16 protein-coding genes are annotated in these 18,744 nt (G+C 52.3%); 7 read left to right on the top strand and 9 right to left on the bottom strand.

The window, feature by feature from the left end; translation table 11 throughout:
* Positions 1–21: 21 nt before the first annotated feature.
* Positions 22–2,532, bottom strand: coding sequence for an ABC transporter permease (locus DUE52_RS22465; protein ID WP_114408360.1), 2,511 nt, complete (start codon positions 2,530–2,532; stop codon positions 22–24).
* A 65-nt stretch (positions 2,533–2,597) separates the two neighbouring features.
* Positions 2,598–3,296 (bottom strand): ABC transporter ATP-binding protein, encoded by a 699-nt coding sequence (locus tag DUE52_RS22460; RefSeq protein WP_114408299.1) that lies wholly within the window; start codon positions 3,294–3,296, stop codon positions 2,598–2,600.
* A gap of 165 nt (positions 3,297–3,461) precedes the next feature.
* On the opposite strand from DUE52_RS22460, the gene DUE52_RS22455 reads away from it, so the two are divergent.
* From DUE52_RS22455 to DUE52_RS22445, 3 genes are all read left to right on the top strand, one after another.
* Complete coding sequence (locus DUE52_RS22455; protein WP_114408298.1) at positions 3,462–4,181, top strand: arylesterase; 720 nt, start codon at positions 3,462–3,464, stop codon at positions 4,179–4,181.
* 80 nt (positions 4,182–4,261) lie between these two features.
* A complete protein-coding gene (locus DUE52_RS22450) occupies positions 4,262–5,536 on the top strand; it encodes a dicarboxylate/amino acid:cation symporter (protein ID WP_114408297.1) in 1,275 nt (424 codons plus the stop codon).
* Between the two features lie 210 nt (positions 5,537–5,746).
* Complete coding sequence (locus tag DUE52_RS22445) at positions 5,747–6,988, top strand: serine hydrolase domain-containing protein (protein ID WP_229312267.1); 1,242 nt, start codon at positions 5,747–5,749, stop codon at positions 6,986–6,988.
* Here the strand turns inward: DUE52_RS22445 and nadB are convergent.
* The 7 genes from nadB to nadC form a co-directional block, all read right to left on the bottom strand.
* Entirely contained in the window at positions 6,985–8,577 is a 1,593-nt protein-coding gene (gene nadB / locus DUE52_RS22440; RefSeq protein WP_114408296.1) for an L-aspartate oxidase, read from the bottom strand. The two genes, DUE52_RS22445 and nadB, sit on opposite strands and share 4 nt — an antisense overlap.
* 5 nt (positions 8,578–8,582) lie before the next feature.
* A complete protein-coding gene (locus DUE52_RS22435; protein WP_114408295.1) occupies positions 8,583–8,954 on the bottom strand; it encodes a type II toxin-antitoxin system VapC family toxin in 372 nt (123 codons plus the stop codon).
* On the bottom strand, positions 8,948–9,172 hold the full coding sequence (locus DUE52_RS22430; protein ID WP_114408294.1) for a hypothetical protein: 225 nt from the start codon (positions 9,170–9,172) through the stop codon (positions 8,948–8,950). Before DUE52_RS22430 ends, DUE52_RS22435 begins: the two co-directional genes overlap by 7 nt.
* Positions 9,173–9,183: 11 nt before the next feature.
* Positions 9,184–10,107 carry a quinolinate synthase NadA gene (gene nadA / locus DUE52_RS22425; RefSeq protein WP_374755919.1) on the bottom strand — a complete coding sequence of 308 codons (924 nt, stop codon included), beginning with the start codon at positions 10,105–10,107 and terminating at the stop codon, positions 9,184–9,186.
* Positions 10,108–10,220: 113 nt separating this feature from the next.
* On the bottom strand, positions 10,221–10,646 hold the full coding sequence (locus tag DUE52_RS22420) for a nucleotidyltransferase substrate binding protein (RefSeq protein ID WP_114408292.1): 426 nt from the start codon (positions 10,644–10,646) through the stop codon (positions 10,221–10,223).
* Positions 10,592–10,927 carry a nucleotidyltransferase domain-containing protein gene (locus DUE52_RS33135; protein ID WP_114408291.1) on the bottom strand — a complete coding sequence of 112 codons (336 nt, stop codon included), beginning with the start codon at positions 10,925–10,927 and terminating at the stop codon, positions 10,592–10,594. Before DUE52_RS33135 ends, DUE52_RS22420 begins: the two co-directional genes overlap by 55 nt.
* Positions 10,928–10,930: 3 nt before the next feature.
* Entirely contained in the window at positions 10,931–11,764 is an 834-nt protein-coding gene (gene nadC / locus DUE52_RS22410; protein ID WP_114408290.1) for a carboxylating nicotinate-nucleotide diphosphorylase, read from the bottom strand.
* A 125-nt stretch (positions 11,765–11,889) separates the two neighbouring features.
* Between nadC and DUE52_RS22405 the strand changes: the two genes are divergently transcribed.
* The 4 genes from DUE52_RS22405 (at position 11,890) to DUE52_RS22390 (ending at position 18,607) form a co-directional block, all read left to right on the top strand.
* A complete protein-coding gene (locus DUE52_RS22405; RefSeq protein WP_114408289.1) occupies positions 11,890–12,264 on the top strand; it encodes a hypothetical protein in 375 nt (124 codons plus the stop codon).
* Positions 12,265–12,398: 134 nt separating this feature from the next.
* Positions 12,399–15,398: a protein translocase subunit SecDF gene (gene secDF, locus DUE52_RS22400; RefSeq protein ID WP_114408288.1), complete on the top strand. Its 3,000-nt coding sequence runs from the start codon at positions 12,399–12,401 to the stop codon at positions 15,396–15,398.
* 137 nt (positions 15,399–15,535) lie between these two features.
* Positions 15,536–17,107, top strand: a complete 1,572-nt coding sequence (locus DUE52_RS22395) for an amino acid permease (protein ID WP_114408287.1) — start codon at positions 15,536–15,538, stop codon at positions 17,105–17,107.
* Between the two features lie 126 nt (positions 17,108–17,233).
* Positions 17,234–18,607, top strand: a complete 1,374-nt coding sequence (locus tag DUE52_RS22390; RefSeq protein ID WP_114408286.1) for an MBL fold metallo-hydrolase — start codon at positions 17,234–17,236, stop codon at positions 18,605–18,607.
* Positions 18,608–18,744: the final 137 nt, after the last annotated feature.

Raw genomic sequence — 18,744 nt, 5'->3', positions numbered from 1 at the left:
GGCCGTAGCGATGTTTTAGAATCAGGATTCGGCCCGCAACACCTCCAACGGCGGACGCACCAGCACCCCGCGGCTGTTGAGCAAACCGATGACGATGGTCAGGCTGGTGACAATGCCCACAACCGCCAGCAAGGGCGCGAAATTGGGGCTGAAAGGCACTTCGAAGACGAAGTAAGCCAGCGCCCAGGTGCCAAACAGCGATAAGACGATGCCCGAAAAAGCCGCCAGCAGTCCCAGAAACAGGTATTCAATGAGCGTAATGAGCAGAATCTGACGGCGGTTGGCACCCAGCGTTCGTAACAGAACGCTTTCCTGAATCCGCTGGTATTTGCTGATGATCACCGAACTACTCAACACCAGCAAACCGGTAATGATGCTGAACAGCGCCATAAACCGGATCACGAACGAGACTTTTTCCAGCACCTCATCGATCGTTTGCAGGATCAATCCCAGGTCGATGGCCGACACGTTCGGGAAATTAGTGACCAGATCCCGCTGAAATGAGGCCGATTGCTGGGTGTCGCCAACGCGGGTCATCAACACGTGAAACTGCGGTGCCTGATCGAGCACGCCTTTGGGGAAAACAATCAGGAAATTGGTCTGAATGCGGTTCCAGTCGACCTCACGGGTTCCACCCACGATGGTCGGCACGATCAAACCCTGCACGTTGAACGTCAGTTTATCGCCCAACTTCAGTTTCATTCGTTCCAGATAGCCTTTTTCCACCGAAATGTAGACCTGGTCATTGGTCTGGTAAGGGGCTTTTCCCGCCGTTAGTTTTTCGGAACTGATCAGCGAATCACGGTAGGTCACGCGGTATTCGCGGGTCAGCGCCCAGTCGGGAATTTTGGCACTCGTGTCTTTCTGAATGGCTTCCACCGTCCGCCCGTTGATTTCGGTCAGCCGCATGGTGACCACCGGAACGTTCTGGAGAACCGGCAAACGGTGGTTCTTGACCAGTTGCTGTACCCCGGTTTTCTGCTCATTCTGAATATCGAACAGCACCATATTGGCCTGATTGCCGCTAGACGAGAGTTGCACCCGGCTCAACAGCAGCGTCTGCGTCAGGTACAGCGTCGCAATCAGAAACGCGCCTAATCCAATCGAAATGACCAGAATAAGCGTCTGATTCTGGGGACGATACAAATTCGCCAGACTTTGCCGCCAGATGTAACTCCACGAAACCGGGAAAAACCGGCGTACCAGAAACATCAGAAGTTGGCCGATGCCCGTCAGGACGCCAAAGGCAAAAGCCAAACCAGCCGTAAAACCGACGGCCATCTTCCAGTCGCGGATCTGCCAGTAAGCAAAACCGGTAATCGACAGCACAATCAGGAAATAAACCGCCCACTGGAGCGGATCACGGCCGGTCACATCGTCGTCGTACGAACTGCGGAGCGTACGCAGGGGCGACACCTTCCGGATGACCAGCAGCGGCAGCAGCGCAAACAAAATGGCAATGATCAAGCCCGCACCGACACCCTGCGCCACGGCTTTCCACGATATTTCGGTAACCACGTCGACCGGCAGAAAACTACCGAAAACCGTCGGTAGCATCAGTTGCACCACCGAGCCCAGAAGTGCCCCGATGAGAGCACCCAGCAGGCCCATCAACGAGGTTTGAATGAGGTAAATCAAAAACGCCTGCCGACCCGTGGCACCCAGACAACGCAGCACGGCCACTGAGGCCACTTTCTCTTTCACGTAGAGATGCACGGCACTGGCGACGCCCACGCAGCCGAGTAACAAAGCCACAAACGCGACCAGATTCAGGAACTTGGTCAAGTCCGCGAAAGCCCGCCCGGTTTGCTCTTTGCGTTCCGTCACCGTGTCGGAATTGATGCCCAGTTTGTCGAGCCGGGGCGAAATTGTTTCGACGTATTTGTCAACGTCGGTGCCGGGTGCAAACTGGTAATACGACCGGTAGGTCGCCCGGCTGCCGCGTTGCAGCAGGCCGGTTTCCGGCAGAAAACCGTACGGAATAAAAACCGTTGGGGCCACCGTAGTCGTAACCGCCGACTGCCCCGGAATTTTCATCACCCGACCGGCCACGTAAAACATCAGCTTGCCGACTTTCACCGAATCGCCGGGTTTGGCATTCAGTTGCACGAGCAGCGCATCATCGACCAGCGCAACCCGCTGCCGGTTTTGATTGGCTTTCCGAAACAGCGCAACGGCATCGGCGGGCTGGGTGTCCCAGGCCCCGTAATACGGAAATTTGCCCTGAATGGCTTTCACCTGCGCCAGCCGGACGCCCTGGGAGCGCGGAAACAAAACCATCGACGGAAAAGCTACCTCCCGGCTGCGTTCCGGGCTGATGGTGGTCAGAAACTGTTCTGTGCTTTTATTGATTTCTTTGTTGGACGATAGCACCAGATCGGCGCCGATCAGTTCGCGGGCCTGCTCATCGACGCTGCGCGAGAGGTTGTCGCCAAACGAATTGATGGCGACCAGGGCCGCAATGCCGAGCACAATGGCCGACATGAATAAAAACAGCCGTTGCCGGCTCCGGCGACTGTCGCGCCAGGCCATTTTCCACAGCCACGGATCGAAAATCGAGGCAGCCTGCGGTTTTATGTTGGGAATTTCACGATCCATCAGTTGGTAGCGATGCGGTTTCCGGTTAATGTATCTGACACCAGATTGCCGCCTTTGATGCGGATGATGCGCTGGGTGCGGGAGGCCAGTTCGAGGTCGTGTGTCACCAGGACCAAAGTCGTTCCGGCTTCGCGGTTGAGTTCGAAAATTAGGTCGACCACCGTGGCGCTGGTGTCGGTGTCCAGATTGCCGGTTGGCTCATCGGCAAACAAGATTTTGGGGCGGTTGGCAAAGGCCCGCGCCAGCGAAACCCGCTGCTGTTCACCCCCCGACAGTTGGGTTGGGTAGTGATGACCGCGCTGGCCCAAACCCACCCGTTCCAGGAGATCCTGAGCGGTTTTACCCACCCGTTTCTCCCCCCGCAATTCCAGCGGAACCATGACGTTTTCGAGGGCCGTCAGCGTGGGCAGCAACTGAAAATTCTGGAAAATAAAACCGACGTATTGGTTGCGAACAGCAGCGCGTTCGTCTTCGCTGAGGGTGTCTAATTTGATGTTATTCAGATAGATGCTACCCGAAGAGGCCCGGTCCAGACCGGCACACAAGCCGAGGAGGGTGGTTTTACCGCTGCCCGATGGGCCAACAATGGAAAAGGTATCACCGGGCTGGATTTCGAAACTCACGGAATTCAGAACGGTTAACGTTCGACCTCCGCTCTGGTAGGTTTTTGTCAGATTCTCGGCACGCAGAATACTCATAAGTCAGTAGCTTAACGGAATGCTTAGATAACCAATTCGTTGCCGTTTTATTCACCGCAAGGGACGGAATATTTGATAAAGGGCAAGAAATGGGTCTAAATGGATAAATTACCCTTATTTTTGTTGGTAATCGGCTGAAACTTCATCCTGAAAATTGCGTAAACAATGAATTTATTGAAAACCATACCGAATTACAAGGTCTGGATAGCCGGTTTGTCGTTGCTGGCGTCGTTGGTGGGCTGTAATTCCAAAACCGAAACCAGCCAGACGCAGGAAGAAAAACCGGCTGCGGCTGACAGCACCAAACCGGCAGAAAGTCAGAAGAAAACGATTTTGTTCTTCGGGAACAGCCTGACGGCAGGCTACGGTCTGGACCCGGCGGAAGCCTTTCCGGCCCTGGTTGGCGAAAAAGCCAAAGCGGCAGGCTATGACTATCAGGTTATTAACGCTGGTGTGAGTGGTGAGACAACGGCGGGTGGTAAAAGCCGCATCAGTTGGGTGTTGCGAAAACCGGTCGATGTATTTGTGTTGGAACTGGGAGCCAACGACGGGCTGCGCGGTATTCCGCTGGCGGATTCGCGCAAAAATTTACAGGCCATCATCGATACCGTTCGGCTGAAAAGCCCGCAGGCCCAAATCGTGATTGCCGGGATGCGTATTCCGCCGAATCTCGGACCCGATTACGGCGAGCAATTTTACCGGATTTTTACGGAAATTTCCGCTAAAAACAAGGCTGCGCTGATTCCGTTTCTGCTCGAAAATGTGGGTGGAATCCGGAAATTGAATCAATCTGACGGTATTCATCCTACGGCAGAAGGTCATAAAATCGTGGCCGAAAACGTCTGGAAAGTGCTGGAACCGGTGCTTCAGAAACAATCCTTGTGAGAGAATGAATCTACAAACCTGTTAGGTTTTTAAAACCTAACAGGTTCCCTCCCCCAACCATTTTATAAACCTACCCTGCCGTGCGCAAACTTCTAAACAACCTGACCTTTCGCGTTCTGGTCGCCATTACGCTCGGGATTCTGATCGGTCACTTTTTTCCCACTACGGCGGCTAAACTCAAACCGCTGGGTGACCTGTTCATCAATCTGATCAAGATGGTGATTGCACCCATTATCTTTCTGACCATCGTGTTGGGAATCAGCAATATGGGTGATTTAAAGAAGGTGGGTCGGGTAGGGGGGAAGGCGCTTCTGTATTTTGAAATCGTGACAACCGTTGCGCTCGTGATCGGGATCGTCATTGCGAACTGGGTGAAACCGGGGGCCGGGGTGGATGCGTCTTCGGTGCAGGGCGGTGATATTTCGGCGTATGCGTCGCAGGGAAAAGACCTGGACTGGGTCAAGTTTTTCATGCACATCGTTCCCGACAACGCCATCAAAGCCTTTGCCGAGGGTGAAATTTTGCAAGTACTGGTTTTTTCCGTGTTTTTCGGCATCGGGCTGACGCGCATGGGCGAGCGGGGTCATTCGCTGATTGTAACGTTCGAAAAGCTGTCGCGGGTGTTTTTCAATATCCTGAACGTGGTCATGACGCTGGCTCCGCTGGGCGCGCTGGGCGGTATGGCGTATACCATCGGTAAATTCGGACTGGCCACGCTGCTGCCGCTGGCTAAACTGATGGGGACGGTTTATCTGACGATGTTCCTGTTCATTTTTGTGATTCTGAACCTGATTCTTCGCTATTACCGTGTCAGTTTGTGGAGCGTTTTGAAATACATCAAGGAAGAGTTGCTGATCGTTTTCGGGACGTCGTCGTCGGAGTCGGCCTTGCCGCAGGTGATGGATAAACTCGAAAACATGGGCTGTTCGCGGTCGGTGGTGGGGCTGGTGATTCCGGCGGGCTACTCGTTCAATCTGGACGGCACGACCATCTACCTGTCGATGGCGACCATTTTTCTGGCGCAGGTGTTCAGTGTGGATCTGACGCTTGGGCAGGAACTGACCATCATCGGTATTCTGATGATTACGTCGAAAGGCGCTGCGGGCGTGACGGGCAGCGGTTTTATCGTGCTGGCTTCTACCCTGGCAGCGGTTCGGGTGATCCCGGTCGAAGGGCTGGCGTTGCTGCTGGGCGTCGACCGGTTTATGTCGGAAGCCCGTTCCATTACCAACATCATCGGCAATACGGTTGCCACGATCTTTATTGCCAATAATGAGAAAGAATTTGACCGGACCAAAATGCAGAAAGCCTTCGGTAAAATGGAAAAAGAAGAGCTGACGGATTACAAATACTGATGGGAACGCGGATTAGGCGGATTGAACGGATTAACACCGATTAAAATCCGTTTTGATCCGATCCATCCGTTGAATCCGTGTTCCCATCCCAACACTTTCGCGGACGGTACGATAAAAAAGCCCTCCGATCTCGGCATAAAAAATGTATTTTTGCTTTATTCAGTGCAAAAAACAGTTCAGGGGCGCGTCAGTGCATATCAACGTAATGGAATGAGAGTTTCGGGAATTTGGGCGGGAATTATTGCCATTTGTATGATCGTCGGGTGCGATTCGAGTGAAGAGAAAAAGTTGAAGCGTTCGGCGAATGCCATGCATAATTGCGCCGAGGAACAGACCCTGAGTTCGGCGGAGGAGCGTGCCATCCGGCAGCAAATCGGGGCCGATGCAAAAATTGAAAAGATCGAAGCCATCATCCGCGGCAAGGTGCGGGCGGGTTTCAACGGCAACGTCTTGATTGCGCAAAAAGGCGTTATTCTTTACAAAAATACGTTTGGACTGGCCCATTTCGAAAGCTCTTCCCGCGACTCGCTCAACGAAAACTCCAAATTTCAACTGGCGTCGCTTTCCAAAACTTTCACGGCGGTGGCCACGCTCAAACTGATCGAAGCCGGTAAGCTGAAGTTGAACGACACGATTCAAAAATTCTTTCCGGATTTTCCCTACCACGGTATTTCAGTCGAAAACCTGCTGTCGCACCGGAGCGGTTTGCCCAACTATGCCTACGCTTTTGAAGACAGCATGCGGACGAATTTTTACAAGTTCGAAAAACCGTATCCGACCAATTCCGAGATCATGTACTGGTTCGCCAATGTGCATCCTACGCCCCAGCGTTACAACATTCCGGGCCGCACGTTCAGCTACAGCAATACCAACTACTGCGTACTGGCGGCTATTATTGAGAAAATTACGGGGATGTCGTTCGATCAGTTTGCCAAGAAAAACATCTTCGAGCCGCTGGGCATGAAGAATACCTGGGTAGCCACCACCCGCAACGACTCCATCAACCAGTTTCGCACGGCAGGCTACCAGTGGAACCGCCGGATTCCGAAGGATTATTACGACAATGTGGTGGGCGACAAGGGAATATACTCGACCGTTGGCGATCTGTTCAAGTGGTATCGCGCCCTCAACGGCGACTGTCTGATGCGAAAATCCCTGTTGGCCGAAGCTTTTTTGCCCCGCAGTTTCGAGCGCAAAGGCACGAAGAATTACGGATACGGTTTTCGGATGTATGTCAACAACCAGAACCAGGCGGAATATATTTACCACACCGGCTGGTGGAAAGGGTACAACAGCCTGTTCTGGTTCAGCCCGAAAGACGATTTTGTGATCATTCTGCTGGGTAACCGCTACAACAAGTCGATTTATCAGGTCAAGGAACTGCTCGAAGTGCTGCACGGTCACCCCTCCAACGCCGAACCGGAAGCCGAAACCGGCGAGGTCGACGTCTAAGCGTTTTCTTTCTCGATATCCTGATTAAAATGCAGTCCCCGGTTGTCGTGCCGGGCCATCGCGGCTTTGATGATCAGATACGCCACTTCAATCATGTTCCGCAGTTCGCAGATCCGGTTCGAGACTTTCGACTGCCGGTAAAGTTCTTCGTGTTCGAGATAAATTAGTTCCAGCCGGTCCATCGCCCGTTTCATCCGCCGGTTGGTGCGAACAATCCCGACGTAGTTCGACATAATCGACTCCAGTTCGCGCTGCATTTCCGTCACCAGCACGAGTTCTTCCGGGTGCGTCGTTCCGGCATCGTTCCACTCCGGCAGATTATCCGGAATGGCGGCTTCGTTGAAGTTTTCGACGGTTTTCTGATACGCCCGATGGCCGAAAACCACCGCTTCGAGTAAGGAGTTGGAAGCCAATCGGTTGGCTCCGTGCAAACCGGTGCAGGAACATTCTCCGGCGGCATATAGGAAATTGATATTCGTCTGGCCGTATTCGTTCACCTTGATGCCTCCGCAGAGGTAATGCTGCGCCGGAACGACGGGAATGTAATCTTTACGGATGTCGATGCCCAGATTATCCTGGCAATAGGCTGTAATGTTGGGAAAATGCTCGACAAATTTCTCGAAATCGCAGTGCGTCACGTCCAGATAAACATGCGGATCACCGGATTTCTTCATTTCGGAGTCGATGGCGCGGGCCACAATGTCGCGCGGAGCCAGCGACAGACGCTCATCGTAGTGTTCCATGAACGTCTCGCCCTTGATCGTTTTCAGAATACCGCCAAAACCGCGTACGGCTTCGGAAATCAGGAAACTCGGTTTTTTGCCCGGTTCATACAAAGCCGTCGGGTGGAACTGGATGAATTCCATGTCCTTGCAGATCGATTTGGCGCGGTAGGCCATCGCAATGCCGTCGCCCGTGGCAATGGTCGGGTTGGTGGTGCTTTGGTAAACGTTGCCAATTCCGCCCGTGGCCAGCAGCGTGGTTTTCGCCAGAAACATTTCGACCTGACCGGTGTGCGTATTCAGCACGTAAGCCCCGAAACAGCGGTTGTCGTTGTCATACCGGTGGACGGTTTCGCCGAGGTGGTGACGCGTGATGAGATCGACAGCGTAGTAATGCGTGAAAATCTCAATGGACGGCAGCGACTGGGTTTTTTCCAGCAACGCCCGCTCGATTTCGGCTCCGGTGATGTCTTTGAAGTGCAGAATCCGGTGGTCGGAGTGGCCGCCTTCGCGGGCGAGGTCGTAGTCGCCGTCATCTTCCTTGTCAAACCGGGTGCCGTAGTCGATCAGCTCACGAATCCGCTCGGGGGCTTCGCGCACCACGATTTCGACCACCTCACGTTTGCTCAGAAAGTCGCCCGCAATCATCGTATCCTCGATGTGTTTCTCGAACGAATCCTCCTCGGCCCACACGGCGGCAATGCCACCCTGGGCATACTTGGTGTTGGTCTCGTCGGCCCGGACTTTGGTAATGACGGCAATCCGGACGGGCTGGCCGGTTTCTTCAAAATGAATCGCCAGTTTGGTAGCGTAACTCAGTCCGGCAATTCCGGAGCCGATGACAAGGAAATCGAAGTGTTGGGGCATAGGAATTAAAGCAAATGCAATCCGTCAATTCTTGAAAAATCTTTTACATTTAATGTTTTGACAGGCTGGTTATATACGAGGGCAGTTGCAGCAATCAGAATATCTCCTGTGCCGATCATTTTATTTTTTCTCTTTAACTGAGAATATATCAATCCGGCTTGTATAGCAACCAACTTATCAAAAGGTAATTCGGTTATTCGTTTGATCAATCGCTCAATATCGATTGCATGAGATGGCTGCTTGACGCCACAGTATAATTCATAAATAGTAATCGAAGAAACAAAGAAAGCTACTCCTGATGGTAGGGTAGCTAACGTTGTCTGAGTTTTATCCGTCGCGCGCAGATGCTCAATCAGTAGGCTGGTGTCAATTACCATTCGCTTGGTTTCCAATTGTCAATTTGATCCTTAGCCTCCAAAATTGGAGTAAGATCCTGATCTGACCAAACCGACACGGATTGTATTTCCTTTCGGTAAGCGTCCATATTGAACTGGACTGGTTTTTCCTGCTTTTGCAGTAAAAAGTTAACGAAATCAATCACCTCTTTTTGATGTTCGTCGCTTAACTGTGTATATTTTCCCAGTAAGTCTTTCATAGCTGGTTAATTTACAATCCCTTACTCATTTCCAGCATCCGCAAAACCGATGCCTCGGCTTTCACGCGAATGTCTTCCGGCACAAAAATCTCCGGTTTTTCGTAATACAACGTATTGTACAACTTTTCGAGCGTGTTCATTTTCATGTACGGACATTCCGAACAGGCGCAGGTATTGTTTTCACTGGCCGGAGCCGGAATGATTTTCTTGTTCGGCACCGATTGCTTCATCTTGTGCAGAATACCGGCTTCCGTGCCGACAATGAACACCTCGTCGGGCTGATCCTTCACGTATTTCAGCAGGGCCGTGGTCGAACCCACAAAATCGGCCTGACTCAGGATGTGTTCCTGGCATTCGGGGTGGGCAATGAACTTGGCTTCGGGGTATTTCTGACGCAAAGCCGTCAGTTTTTCCAGCGAAATATCGATGTGGACAATGCAGGCACCATCCCACAACACCATATTCCGACCGGTTTTTTTGGACACAAACCGCCCCAGGTTGGCATCCGGCGCGAAGATAATTTTCTGGTCTTTCGGCAGACTTTCCACAATCTTCACCGCGTTCGACGAGGTGCAGATGATGTCCGACAAGGCCTTGATTTCCGCCGAGCAGTTGATGTAACTGATCACAATATGATCCGGGTGTTGGGCCTTGAAAGCCGCAAACTGATCGGCCGGGGCCGAGTCGGCCAGCGAACAACCGGCGTTCATATCGGGAATGACGACTTTCTTGTGGGGCGACAGAATTTTGGCGGTTTCGCCCATGAAATGCACTCCGCAGAACACAATCATCTCGGCGTCGGTGGCGGCTGCCTGCTGCGACAACCCGAGGCTGTCGCCGATGTAGTCGGCCAGGTCCTGAATGTCGCTGTCAACGTAATAGTGGGCCAGAATCACGGCGTTTTTCTCCTTCTTCATCCGCCGGATTTCGTCCATTAAAACGTCTTTGTCTTTCGGCGTGGAACGGCTGATGTAACCGATTTGCCGGATTTCTTCATCTAAAGTGAGTGGGATCGTTGCCATAGTAAGTGAACAAATTTGGGAGAAAATTAGTCATCTCCCTTTTGGGTAATTTCCTGTTGGTACTGTTGCAGCGTATTGAGATGAGCAGGCAGCTTTTCATGAATAGTTGCGAACAGGGTTTCTTTATAAACGTGGCTAAGTAAATTTCGGTCAAGAATGGTATCCCTAAGTGCCTGAAAAGAGGTTTCACTCAGAATGTTATTTAAAAATAATTCCCTGTATACGCCGATGGGTGAGACTTGCAGAATGGCCAGTTCGGTTTCCAGGTAGCGCTTGCCCAGTTTCCAGGCCAACTCACAACAATACTCAAATTTTTGGATCTGCCCGTTTTTCAACAAATCCTGTGTCTCCTCATCATACAAGCTTAGGTCTTTCTGAAGCGCACGGGCAAAACTAGTCAATGCACGGTCGTAGTCGTTAAAGGCCAATGAAAGGCCGGAGGGCTGTTCCATATTACTATATTTTCCAGGGCTACTTTCCGGAACGATTCGTCAGTACGCTTAAAATCAACCAAATCAACTTTATAAGGAATCATGCTGTTCTCTAATGCTTCTTCAAGATCCAGCATGGTCCGAGCATCCATTTCCTCGTTTCCCCACAAGCCAATGTCAATATCCGAATGAGGAAAGTGATTGCCCCGCGCCCGGCTTCCGAACAGAAAAACGGCATAGCGATTTGAGTCAATAGTTGACAAAACTAACTCGCGGCAAATGTCAACATAATCGTGTAACATGTCTCAATAGGCTTTCAGGCTCATGTCCAGGCTCTTGACCTGGTGCGTCAGGGCACCGGATGAAATGTAATCGACGCCAGAATCCGCGTAGGCGTGCAGGTTGGTTTCGTTGATCCCGCCCGATGCTTCCGTAACCATCCGCCCGTCGATCAGTTCCACCATCCGTTTCAATTCTGCCGGTTCGAAATTATCCAGCAACATGCGGTCGATTTGCCCGATCCGCAGCACTTCTTCCACCTCCTTCTGATTTCGGACTTCCACTTCAATCGGCAGGGTGCGGCCGGTGGCTTTCAGATACTGAACGGCTTTGGTAACGGCTGCTTCGATACCGCCCGCGTAGTCGAGGTGGTTGTCTTTGATCAGAATCATGTCGAACAGGCCGAAGCGGTGGTTGATGGCACCGCCAATCTTGACCGCCATTTTCTCGCAAATCCGGAAGTTCGGCGTTGTTTTCCGCGTATCCAGCAACCGGGTTTTGGTGCCTTCCAGCATGTTTACCATCGTTCGGGTGTGGGTCGCAATGCCGCTCATGCGCTGCATGCAGTTCAGCACCAGCCGCTCCGCTTTCAGAATCGACTGTGCCCGACCGCTGACCGTCAGCACAATATCGCCGTAATGAATGGCCGAGCCATCCTGGATGTTGACATGAACCTGCAAGTCCGGGTCCACTTCCCGAAAAACCGCTTCGGCCACTTCAACACCCGCCAGCACGCCGTCCTGCTTCACCAAAAGCCGGGCGCGCTTCTGGGCATCGGCCGGAATGGTCGAGAGCGAGGTATGATCGCCATCGCCGATATCTTCGGCTAGGGCCAGTTTGATAAACTCCTGTAATGTCATTTTTAATTATTTCGGCGAAAGTTAGTGGACTTCTTGAAAAAATACCCGAAAAAAACCGATTTGCTTTCTTGCCGAACTATCACGAAATTTGTTCCCCTCGTTCCGGCGAACCATTTTAAACGTCCATGAAGCAACAGCGTAACGATTATATTCGTTTGATGAGCCTCTTCCTGACTGGCTTGCTACTCCTGGTGGCATCGGGCGGGCCTTCGTGGTTGTCTGTTGAACAACTGCCGGCAAAGCAAACTGTTCAAACGCCGAAGAAGGAAAAGAAAGCCGCCGATGCCCAGCAGGTTGTCGTTCAGGCGACCTCGTTTGATGCTGTTGTCACGCCCGCGCTGACGTTTGGTTTCGCCCAGGCGGTTTATCTGCTGCCACCGCCCGTCTTGTTTTTTGTCCTGAAACAAACGGTTATTCCCCGGTATTCGGAAGTCCCTTATTTTTATTTCTCGTTTTTTCGCTACGTTTTCGGGCATCACATCGCCATCAATGCGCCCTGATTTTTCTAGAAGTGAGAGGTTAGACAAGAGATACTAGAATTATAACCGTACTGAATACGGTTTTTCGATGTCTCCCGGCTTTTCACTCTTCGCGTTCTCTTTATTCTTTAATCTCATCTCTTTTTTCTATTTCAATGCAAAACCGAGTCGGAATACTCATTCTGACGGGTGTAGTTGCGCTATTGTGCATTTACTATCTGTCGTTTACGTTCGTGTCGAACAGCATCAAAAATGACGCGACCACCTATGCCACCAACACGAAGGGTGATGTGGATATCACCAAAAAACAGCATTACATCGATTCCCTCTGGAAAGAACCGGTTTATCTGGGCAACACGCTGGAAGAAGTAACCACCCGCGAATTGGGTCTGGGTCTTGACCTGCAGGGCGGTATGCACGTCGTGCTGGAAGTATCGCCCTCCGAAATCCTGCGCGGTCTGGCCGGTGGCACCCGTGATCCGAAATTCGAACAGGCGCTGAAAAAAGCGACCGAAGCCCAGAAATCGGGGCAATCGAAATTTGTGGATAATTTTATCAGCGCCTACAAAGAGGTGGCACCAAACACGAAACTGGCGACGATTTTTGCCAACAGCACCAACCGGGGCAAAATCAACTTTCAGTCGTCGGATGCCGAAGTTCGCAAACTGATCAACGACGAAGTCGACGGTTCCATCAGCCGGGCGTTCCAGATCATTCAGGCGCGGGTCGATAAGTTTGGGGTTGCCAACCCGAACATTCAGCGGTTGCCCGGTTCGGGCCGTATTCTGATCGAACTACCGGGTGTCGACAATCCGGAGCGCGTGCGTCGTCTGTTATCCGGTGCGGCCAAACTGGAATTTGCCGAAGTCTATACCCTGAACGATGTAGCCGGTGGGCTGGATCAACTGGGCGCGTACCTCGTGCAGATGGAAGCCGAACGGAAGATCGCAGCTACCCAAAAACCGGCTTCAACGACCGCAACCACGGACACGACGAAAAAAGACAACTCGCTGGCGGCTCAGTTAGCGCAGAAAAACCAGACTGCCAAAGGCGACAGTGCCAAGTCAGATACTTCGGCAACAGCGGCCCAGAACGCGGCTTTGACGAGCCTGTTCGTGCCGATGTCGCAGAACCAATTGGGGGTTTACCTGAAAGATACGGCTCGTGCCAACGACATTCTGAGCCGTGCCAATGTAAAAGCCCTGTTCCCGGCGGATGCCGTTCTGATGTGGGACCGCAAAGCCATCGTTACCAACGACAACAAGGAAATTCTGCCGTTGTATTTCATTCGTAAACCAGCCGGCAAAGCACCCCTGGAAGGCGATGTGATTGTCGATGCCACCAACGACTACGACGACCGGGGCCGTCCGGAAGTAACGATGCGGATGAACGCGGAAGGTGCCCGCAAATGGCGTGCACTGACGGCGGCCAACATCAACCGCCCGGTTGCCATTATTCTGGATAACCTGGTGTATACCGCACCTACGGTTCAGAACGAAATTCCGAACGGTAGCTCCAGCATTTCAGGGAACTTCACCGTGGAAGAAACCAAGGATATGTCCAACATTCTGAAAGCCGGTAAGTTACCTGCGCCTACCAACATTGTAGAAGAAGCGGTTGTCGGTGCTACGCTGGGTTCAGAAGCGGTTTCGGCGGGGGTTCTTTCGTCGGTAGTGGGGTTGATCATCGTCCTGATTTTCGTGGTAGCCTACTACGGCAGTGCCGGTTTCATTGCCGACCTTGCCCTGTTTGTTAACCTGTTCTTCCTGCTGGGGATTATGGCTTCGCTGGGGGCGGTTTTGACCATGCCCGGTATCGCCGGTATCGTGTTGACGATTGGTATGGCCGTCGATGCCAACGTACTGATTTTTGAGCGGATCAAGGAGGAACTGGCACTGGGAAAACCGTTCAAACAGGCTATTTCCGACGGTTTCTCGAATGCTTATTCGTCCATCATCGACTCGAACGTAACGACGCTCTTAACCGGTGTGATCCTGTTTATTTTCGGAACGGGTCTGATTCTGGGTTTTGCCACCACGCTCGTCATCGGTATTCTGACGTCGCTGTTTGCGGCCATTTTCATTACCCGGATTATTCTGGAACAATACGTGAAGAACGGTAAAACGCTGCCTTTCGGGACGAGCTGGTCGAGAAATCTCTTCAAAGATTCGGCGTTCGACTTCGTTTCGCGTCGGAAGTTGTACTACACGATTTCGTCGGTTATCATCGGTTTGGGGATCATTTCGGTGATTTTCAAAGGCTTCGGTCTGGGTGTCGATTTCAAAGGCGGACGGTCGTATGTCGTTCGTTTTGAAAACAGTGTCAGTACCGACGACGTGCGGAATGCACTGGAAAATGAATTGCCCGGTTCACTCGAAGTAAAAACGTATGGTGGTACTGGCATTGGCGCTGCTAATCAAGTCAAGATTACGACCAGCTACCTGGCCGACGCCACCACACCGGAAGCCGACAAACAGACGGAAACGAAATTACTCGCCGGTCTGGGCAAAATTCAGGGCAACAAAAGCTCCGTCGAAAGTTCGCAGAAAGTAGGTCCGGCCATTGCCAATGACTTGATTTATTCCGCCCTCTGGTCGATTTTGCTGGCCGTTGCCGTGGTATTTTGTTACATTCTGATCCGGTTTAAAAAGCTGGCTTTCGGCTACGGTGCCGTCGTCGCGTTGTTCCACGACGTGTTGATCATCCTGGCTATTTTCTCAATTGGCAACGGCTGGTTGCCGTTCTCACTGGATGTCGATCAGGCGTTTATCGGGGCCTTGCTGACCATCATGGGGTATTCGATGAACGATACCGTCGTCGTCTTTGACCGCGTTCGGGAATACCTGAACGATACGAAAGGCCGCAAGGAAAGCATTCCGGTGATTATCAACAACGCCTTGAACAGCACCCTGAGCCGCACCGCCGTGACGGGTCTTTCCACCATGCTGGTGTTGATCGTGCTGTTCTTCTTCGGTGGCGAAACCATCCGCGGTTTCTCGTTCGCGATGCTGATCGGGGTCATTGTCGGAACCTATTCGTCGCTGTTTGTGGCGACGCCGATTGTGGTCGATGCCCTGAGCCGCGACCAGCTCAACGAAGTTGCCGCCACGCCGGAACCGCCGGCAACCGGCAAAGCAGCCCGCGCCAAAGCTTAAGGATGCTAAACGAAAAAGGGATAAGGACAGAGATCGTCTTTATCCCTTTTTTATATTTCGGTTTTCTTGTATTGACTACAACCACAAAAGCCTTATTTTGCAAAACATTTAATCCGTAAAATTTTATTCGGTTCTATATGGAGTCTACCAAAGCATCAACCCAAACTAAAAATCAACTCTGGGCGAAGAAGTCGATCAGCAAGCTCATGGAAGAGACGGCTGCCGAGCCCAACAGTCTGGATCCAATTAGTCAGGAAGGAACTTTAAAACGCACATTAAGCTCAACGAACCTGATTGCCCTCGGGATTGGGGCCATCATCGGTGCCGGGTTATTCGTCCGAACCGCAGCCGCGGCTGGTGGTCATGCCGGGCCGGGGGTTACCATCTCGTTTGCCATTGCGGCTTTTGCCTGTGCGCTCGCCGGGTTGTGCTATGCGGAGTTTGCGTCGATGATTCCCATTGCAGGTAGTGCCTACACCTATAGTTATACCACGATGGGCGAATTTATCGCCTGGATTATTGGCTGGGATTTGGTGCTGGAATATGCGCTGGGTGCGGCCACGGTTTCGATTGGCTGGTCGCAATACCTCAATGCGCTCTTTTACGACTTCTTCAAGTTTCATATACCCTATCAATGGTGTCACTCTCCCTTTCAGATCAGCGACGGGCTGGGCATGTACGCCGGTGAAGCGGGTGTACACGGAATTATCAACCTGCCTGCGGTCTTTATTCTACTGATGTTGAGTATGTTATTGATCAGAGGGACGCAGGAGTCGGCGACGTTCAACAACATCATCGTGATTGTGAAAGTGAGCATTGTGCTGCTGATCATCGCTCTCGCCTGGAAATTCATCAACCCTGCCAACCACGTGCCGTATCTGATTCCGGCTGATGCGGGAACGGCTACGCTGAGCACCGGCCAGATTCACAACTATGCCGACCCGCTCAACCACGGCTGGCTGGGTGTGCTGCGGGGCGCTGGTATCGTGTTCTTTGCGTTCATCGGTTTCGATGCGGTTTCAACAGCCGCGCAGGAAGCCAAGAATCCGCAGAAGGATATGCCTGTCGGTATCCTGGTTTCGCTGGCGATCTGTACGTTCCTGTACATTCTGTTTTCGCACGTTCTGACCGGTTTGGCACCCTACAAAGAATTCATGGGCCACGGGGGAGAAGCGTCGGTTGTTTACGCCATTACGCATTACATGCCCGGTTATGAATGGCTGGCTTCGATGGTAACGGTAGCAATTCTGGCCGGTTTTTCTTCGGTGATTCTGGTGATGTTGCTGGGCCAAACCCGCGTCTTCTACACCATGAGCAAAGATGGACTGGTGCCGGCGATTTTCTCAAAACTGCACCCGAAATACAAAACGCCATACCGTTCGCAGTGGGTATTTTTTGTTTTCGTTTCCATTTTTGCCGCCTTCATTCCCGATAGCGTCGTGGGTGACATGACCAGCATCGGAACGCTGTTTGCCTTCGTGCTGGTGTGTCTGGGCATCATGATTCTGCGCAAAACCGACCCGAATCTGGTTCGTCCGTTCAAAACGCCCTTTTATCTCATTGTTTGTCCGTTGGGAGCGCTCATCTGTCTGGCCATGATCCTGAGTCTGGGCTGGGAAAACTGGACCCGCCTGATCGTCTGGATGGGCATTGGGTTGTTGATTTACTTCGTCTACGGACGGTACCATAGCAAGCTGAGGGCGAAATAATTCCTTTTTACTGATGTCAAAAAGCGCCTAAAACTCGACTGAGTTTTAGGCGCTTTTATTAAATGACCCCTGGCTTTGCCAAAGTTTCCCCAACTTTGGGCATGAGCACAATTGAACTGAACCGAGATGATCATCGAACAACTCTACACCGGATGCCTGGCTCAGGGAGCCTATTATATTGAAAGTGAGGGCGAAGCCGCCGTGATCGACCCTTTGCGTGAAACCGCTCCTTATCAGAAAAAAGCCGAACGCAACGGAGCGTGGATCAAGTACGTGTTTGAGACGCATTTTCATGCCGATTTTGTTTCCGGTCATCTTGATCTGGCCAAAAAAACGGGTGCGACGATTGTCTACGGCCCAACCGCACAAACCAGTTTTGAGTCCCACCGTGCGCAGGATGGCGAAGTATTCAAACTCGGAAAACTGACCATCAAAGCCTTGCACACACCGGGCCACACGCCGGAATCGACTACGTATCTGCTGGTGGATGAAAACGGCAAAAACCACGCGATTTTTACCGGCGATACGCTGTTCATCGGCGATGTGGGTCGCCCGGATCTGGCCATCAAAGGCAATCTGACCGAGCAGGATCTGGCCGGGATGCTGTATGATAGCCTGCATATGAAGATTATGCCGCTGGAAGATGACGTCATCGTGTATCCGGCGCACGGGGCCGGGTCGGCCTGTGGGAAGAACATGAGCAAGGAAACGACCGATACGCTCGGAAACCAGAAGCGGTTTAATTACGCACTGCGGGCGCAAACGAAAGAGGAGTTTATCAAGGCCGTGCTCGACGGGTTAACCAAAGCGCCGGCGTATTTTGCGGAAAACGCCCGGCTGAACAAGGAAGGCTACGAAGCCATCGACGACGTCATGGAGCGCGGTCATCAGGCTCTGTCGCCGGAGGCTTTTGAAGCGGCTGTCAACGAAACCGGTGCGCTGGTGCTCGACGTCCGCGACGCGCCGGACTTTGCCAAAGGCTTTATTCCCAACGCCATCAATATTGGGTTGCACGGCCAGTTTGCCCCCTGGGTGGGCGCGTTGATTCCGGATTTGAAGCAACCCATTGCGCTCGTCACCGCCGTTGGTGAAGAAGAAGAAGCCGTTCGGCGACTGGCCCGCGTGGGCTACGATCACAGCATTGGCTACCTGGAAGGCGGTTTTTCGTCGTGGCAAAAAGCCGGAAAAGAAGTGGATGCCATCGACTCCGTCTCAGCCGATGCGTTTGCCCGACAACATGGCGAAGGAACCGTCGTGGATGTTCGCCGGCCCGACGAGTTTGCCGTCGAACACGTTCGGGATGCCAGGAACTGGCCGCTCGATACGCTGAATGAGCACCTGACCGAAGTGGACAAAACCGAGCGGTTATACATCCACTGCGCGGGTGGTTACCGCTCGATGGTGGCGGCTTCGATCCTGAAAGCCAGAGGGTTCGACAACCTGGTGAATGTGGAAGGGGGAATCGCTGCGATGAAGAAGACCACGGTACCGACGGATTAACGGGAACGGTTGTCCGTGGTATGAGTTTGGGCGTGCTCGCTGAACTTCTGGTTTTCTTCCTTCCATTCACCTGTGAAACCGTTCAGCGAGCACGCCCAGATCGGCCTCCTCCTAAAATCTCTCATTTTTTTTCAATG

The sequence above is a fragment of the Larkinella punicea genome (assembly GCF_003334855.1).
Lineage (GTDB): Bacteria > Bacteroidota > Bacteroidia > Cytophagales > Spirosomataceae > Larkinella > Larkinella punicea.
Note: the sequence above shows the minus strand (reverse complement) of the source record. Positions and strands in the feature narration are given on the sequence as shown.

Bases quoted from the DNA above. Each gene is read 5' to 3' on its own strand.
- DUE52_RS22435 (WP_114408295.1), bottom strand. From the start codon at position 8,954: ATGGTAATTGACACCAGCCTACTGATTGAGCATCTGCGCGCGACGGAT.
- nadA (WP_374755919.1), bottom strand. From the start codon at position 10,107: ATGGACGAAATCCGGCGGATGAAGAAGGAGAAAAACGCCGTGATTCTG.
- DUE52_RS22455 (WP_114408298.1), top strand. From the start codon at position 3,462: ATGAATTTATTGAAAACCATACCGAATTACAAGGTCTGGATAGCCGGT.
- DUE52_RS22460 (WP_114408299.1), bottom strand. From the start codon at position 3,296: ATGAGTATTCTGCGTGCCGAGAATCTGACAAAAACCTACCAGAGCGGA.
- DUE52_RS22390 (WP_114408286.1), top strand. From the start codon at position 17,234: ATGATCATCGAACAACTCTACACCGGATGCCTGGCTCAGGGAGCCTAT.
- DUE52_RS22465 (WP_114408360.1), bottom strand. From the start codon at position 2,532: ATGGCCTGGCGCGACAGTCGCCGGAGCCGGCAACGGCTGTTTTTATTC.
- DUE52_RS22445 (WP_229312267.1), top strand. From the start codon at position 5,747: ATGAGAGTTTCGGGAATTTGGGCGGGAATTATTGCCATTTGTATGATC.
- nadB (WP_114408296.1), bottom strand. From the start codon at position 8,577: ATGCCCCAACACTTCGATTTCCTTGTCATCGGCTCCGGAATTGCCGGA.
- DUE52_RS33135 (WP_114408291.1), bottom strand. From the start codon at position 10,927: ATGTTACACGATTATGTTGACATTTGCCGCGAGTTAGTTTTGTCAACT.
- DUE52_RS22395 (WP_114408287.1), top strand. From the start codon at position 15,536: ATGGAGTCTACCAAAGCATCAACCCAAACTAAAAATCAACTCTGGGCG.
- DUE52_RS22430 (WP_114408294.1), bottom strand. From the start codon at position 9,172: ATGAAAGACTTACTGGGAAAATATACACAGTTAAGCGACGAACATCAA.
- DUE52_RS22405 (WP_114408289.1), top strand. From the start codon at position 11,890: ATGAAGCAACAGCGTAACGATTATATTCGTTTGATGAGCCTCTTCCTG.
- nadC (WP_114408290.1), bottom strand. From the start codon at position 11,764: ATGACATTACAGGAGTTTATCAAACTGGCCCTAGCCGAAGATATCGGC.
- secDF (WP_114408288.1), top strand. From the start codon at position 12,399: ATGCAAAACCGAGTCGGAATACTCATTCTGACGGGTGTAGTTGCGCTA.
- DUE52_RS22420 (WP_114408292.1), bottom strand. From the start codon at position 10,646: ATGGAACAGCCCTCCGGCCTTTCATTGGCCTTTAACGACTACGACCGT.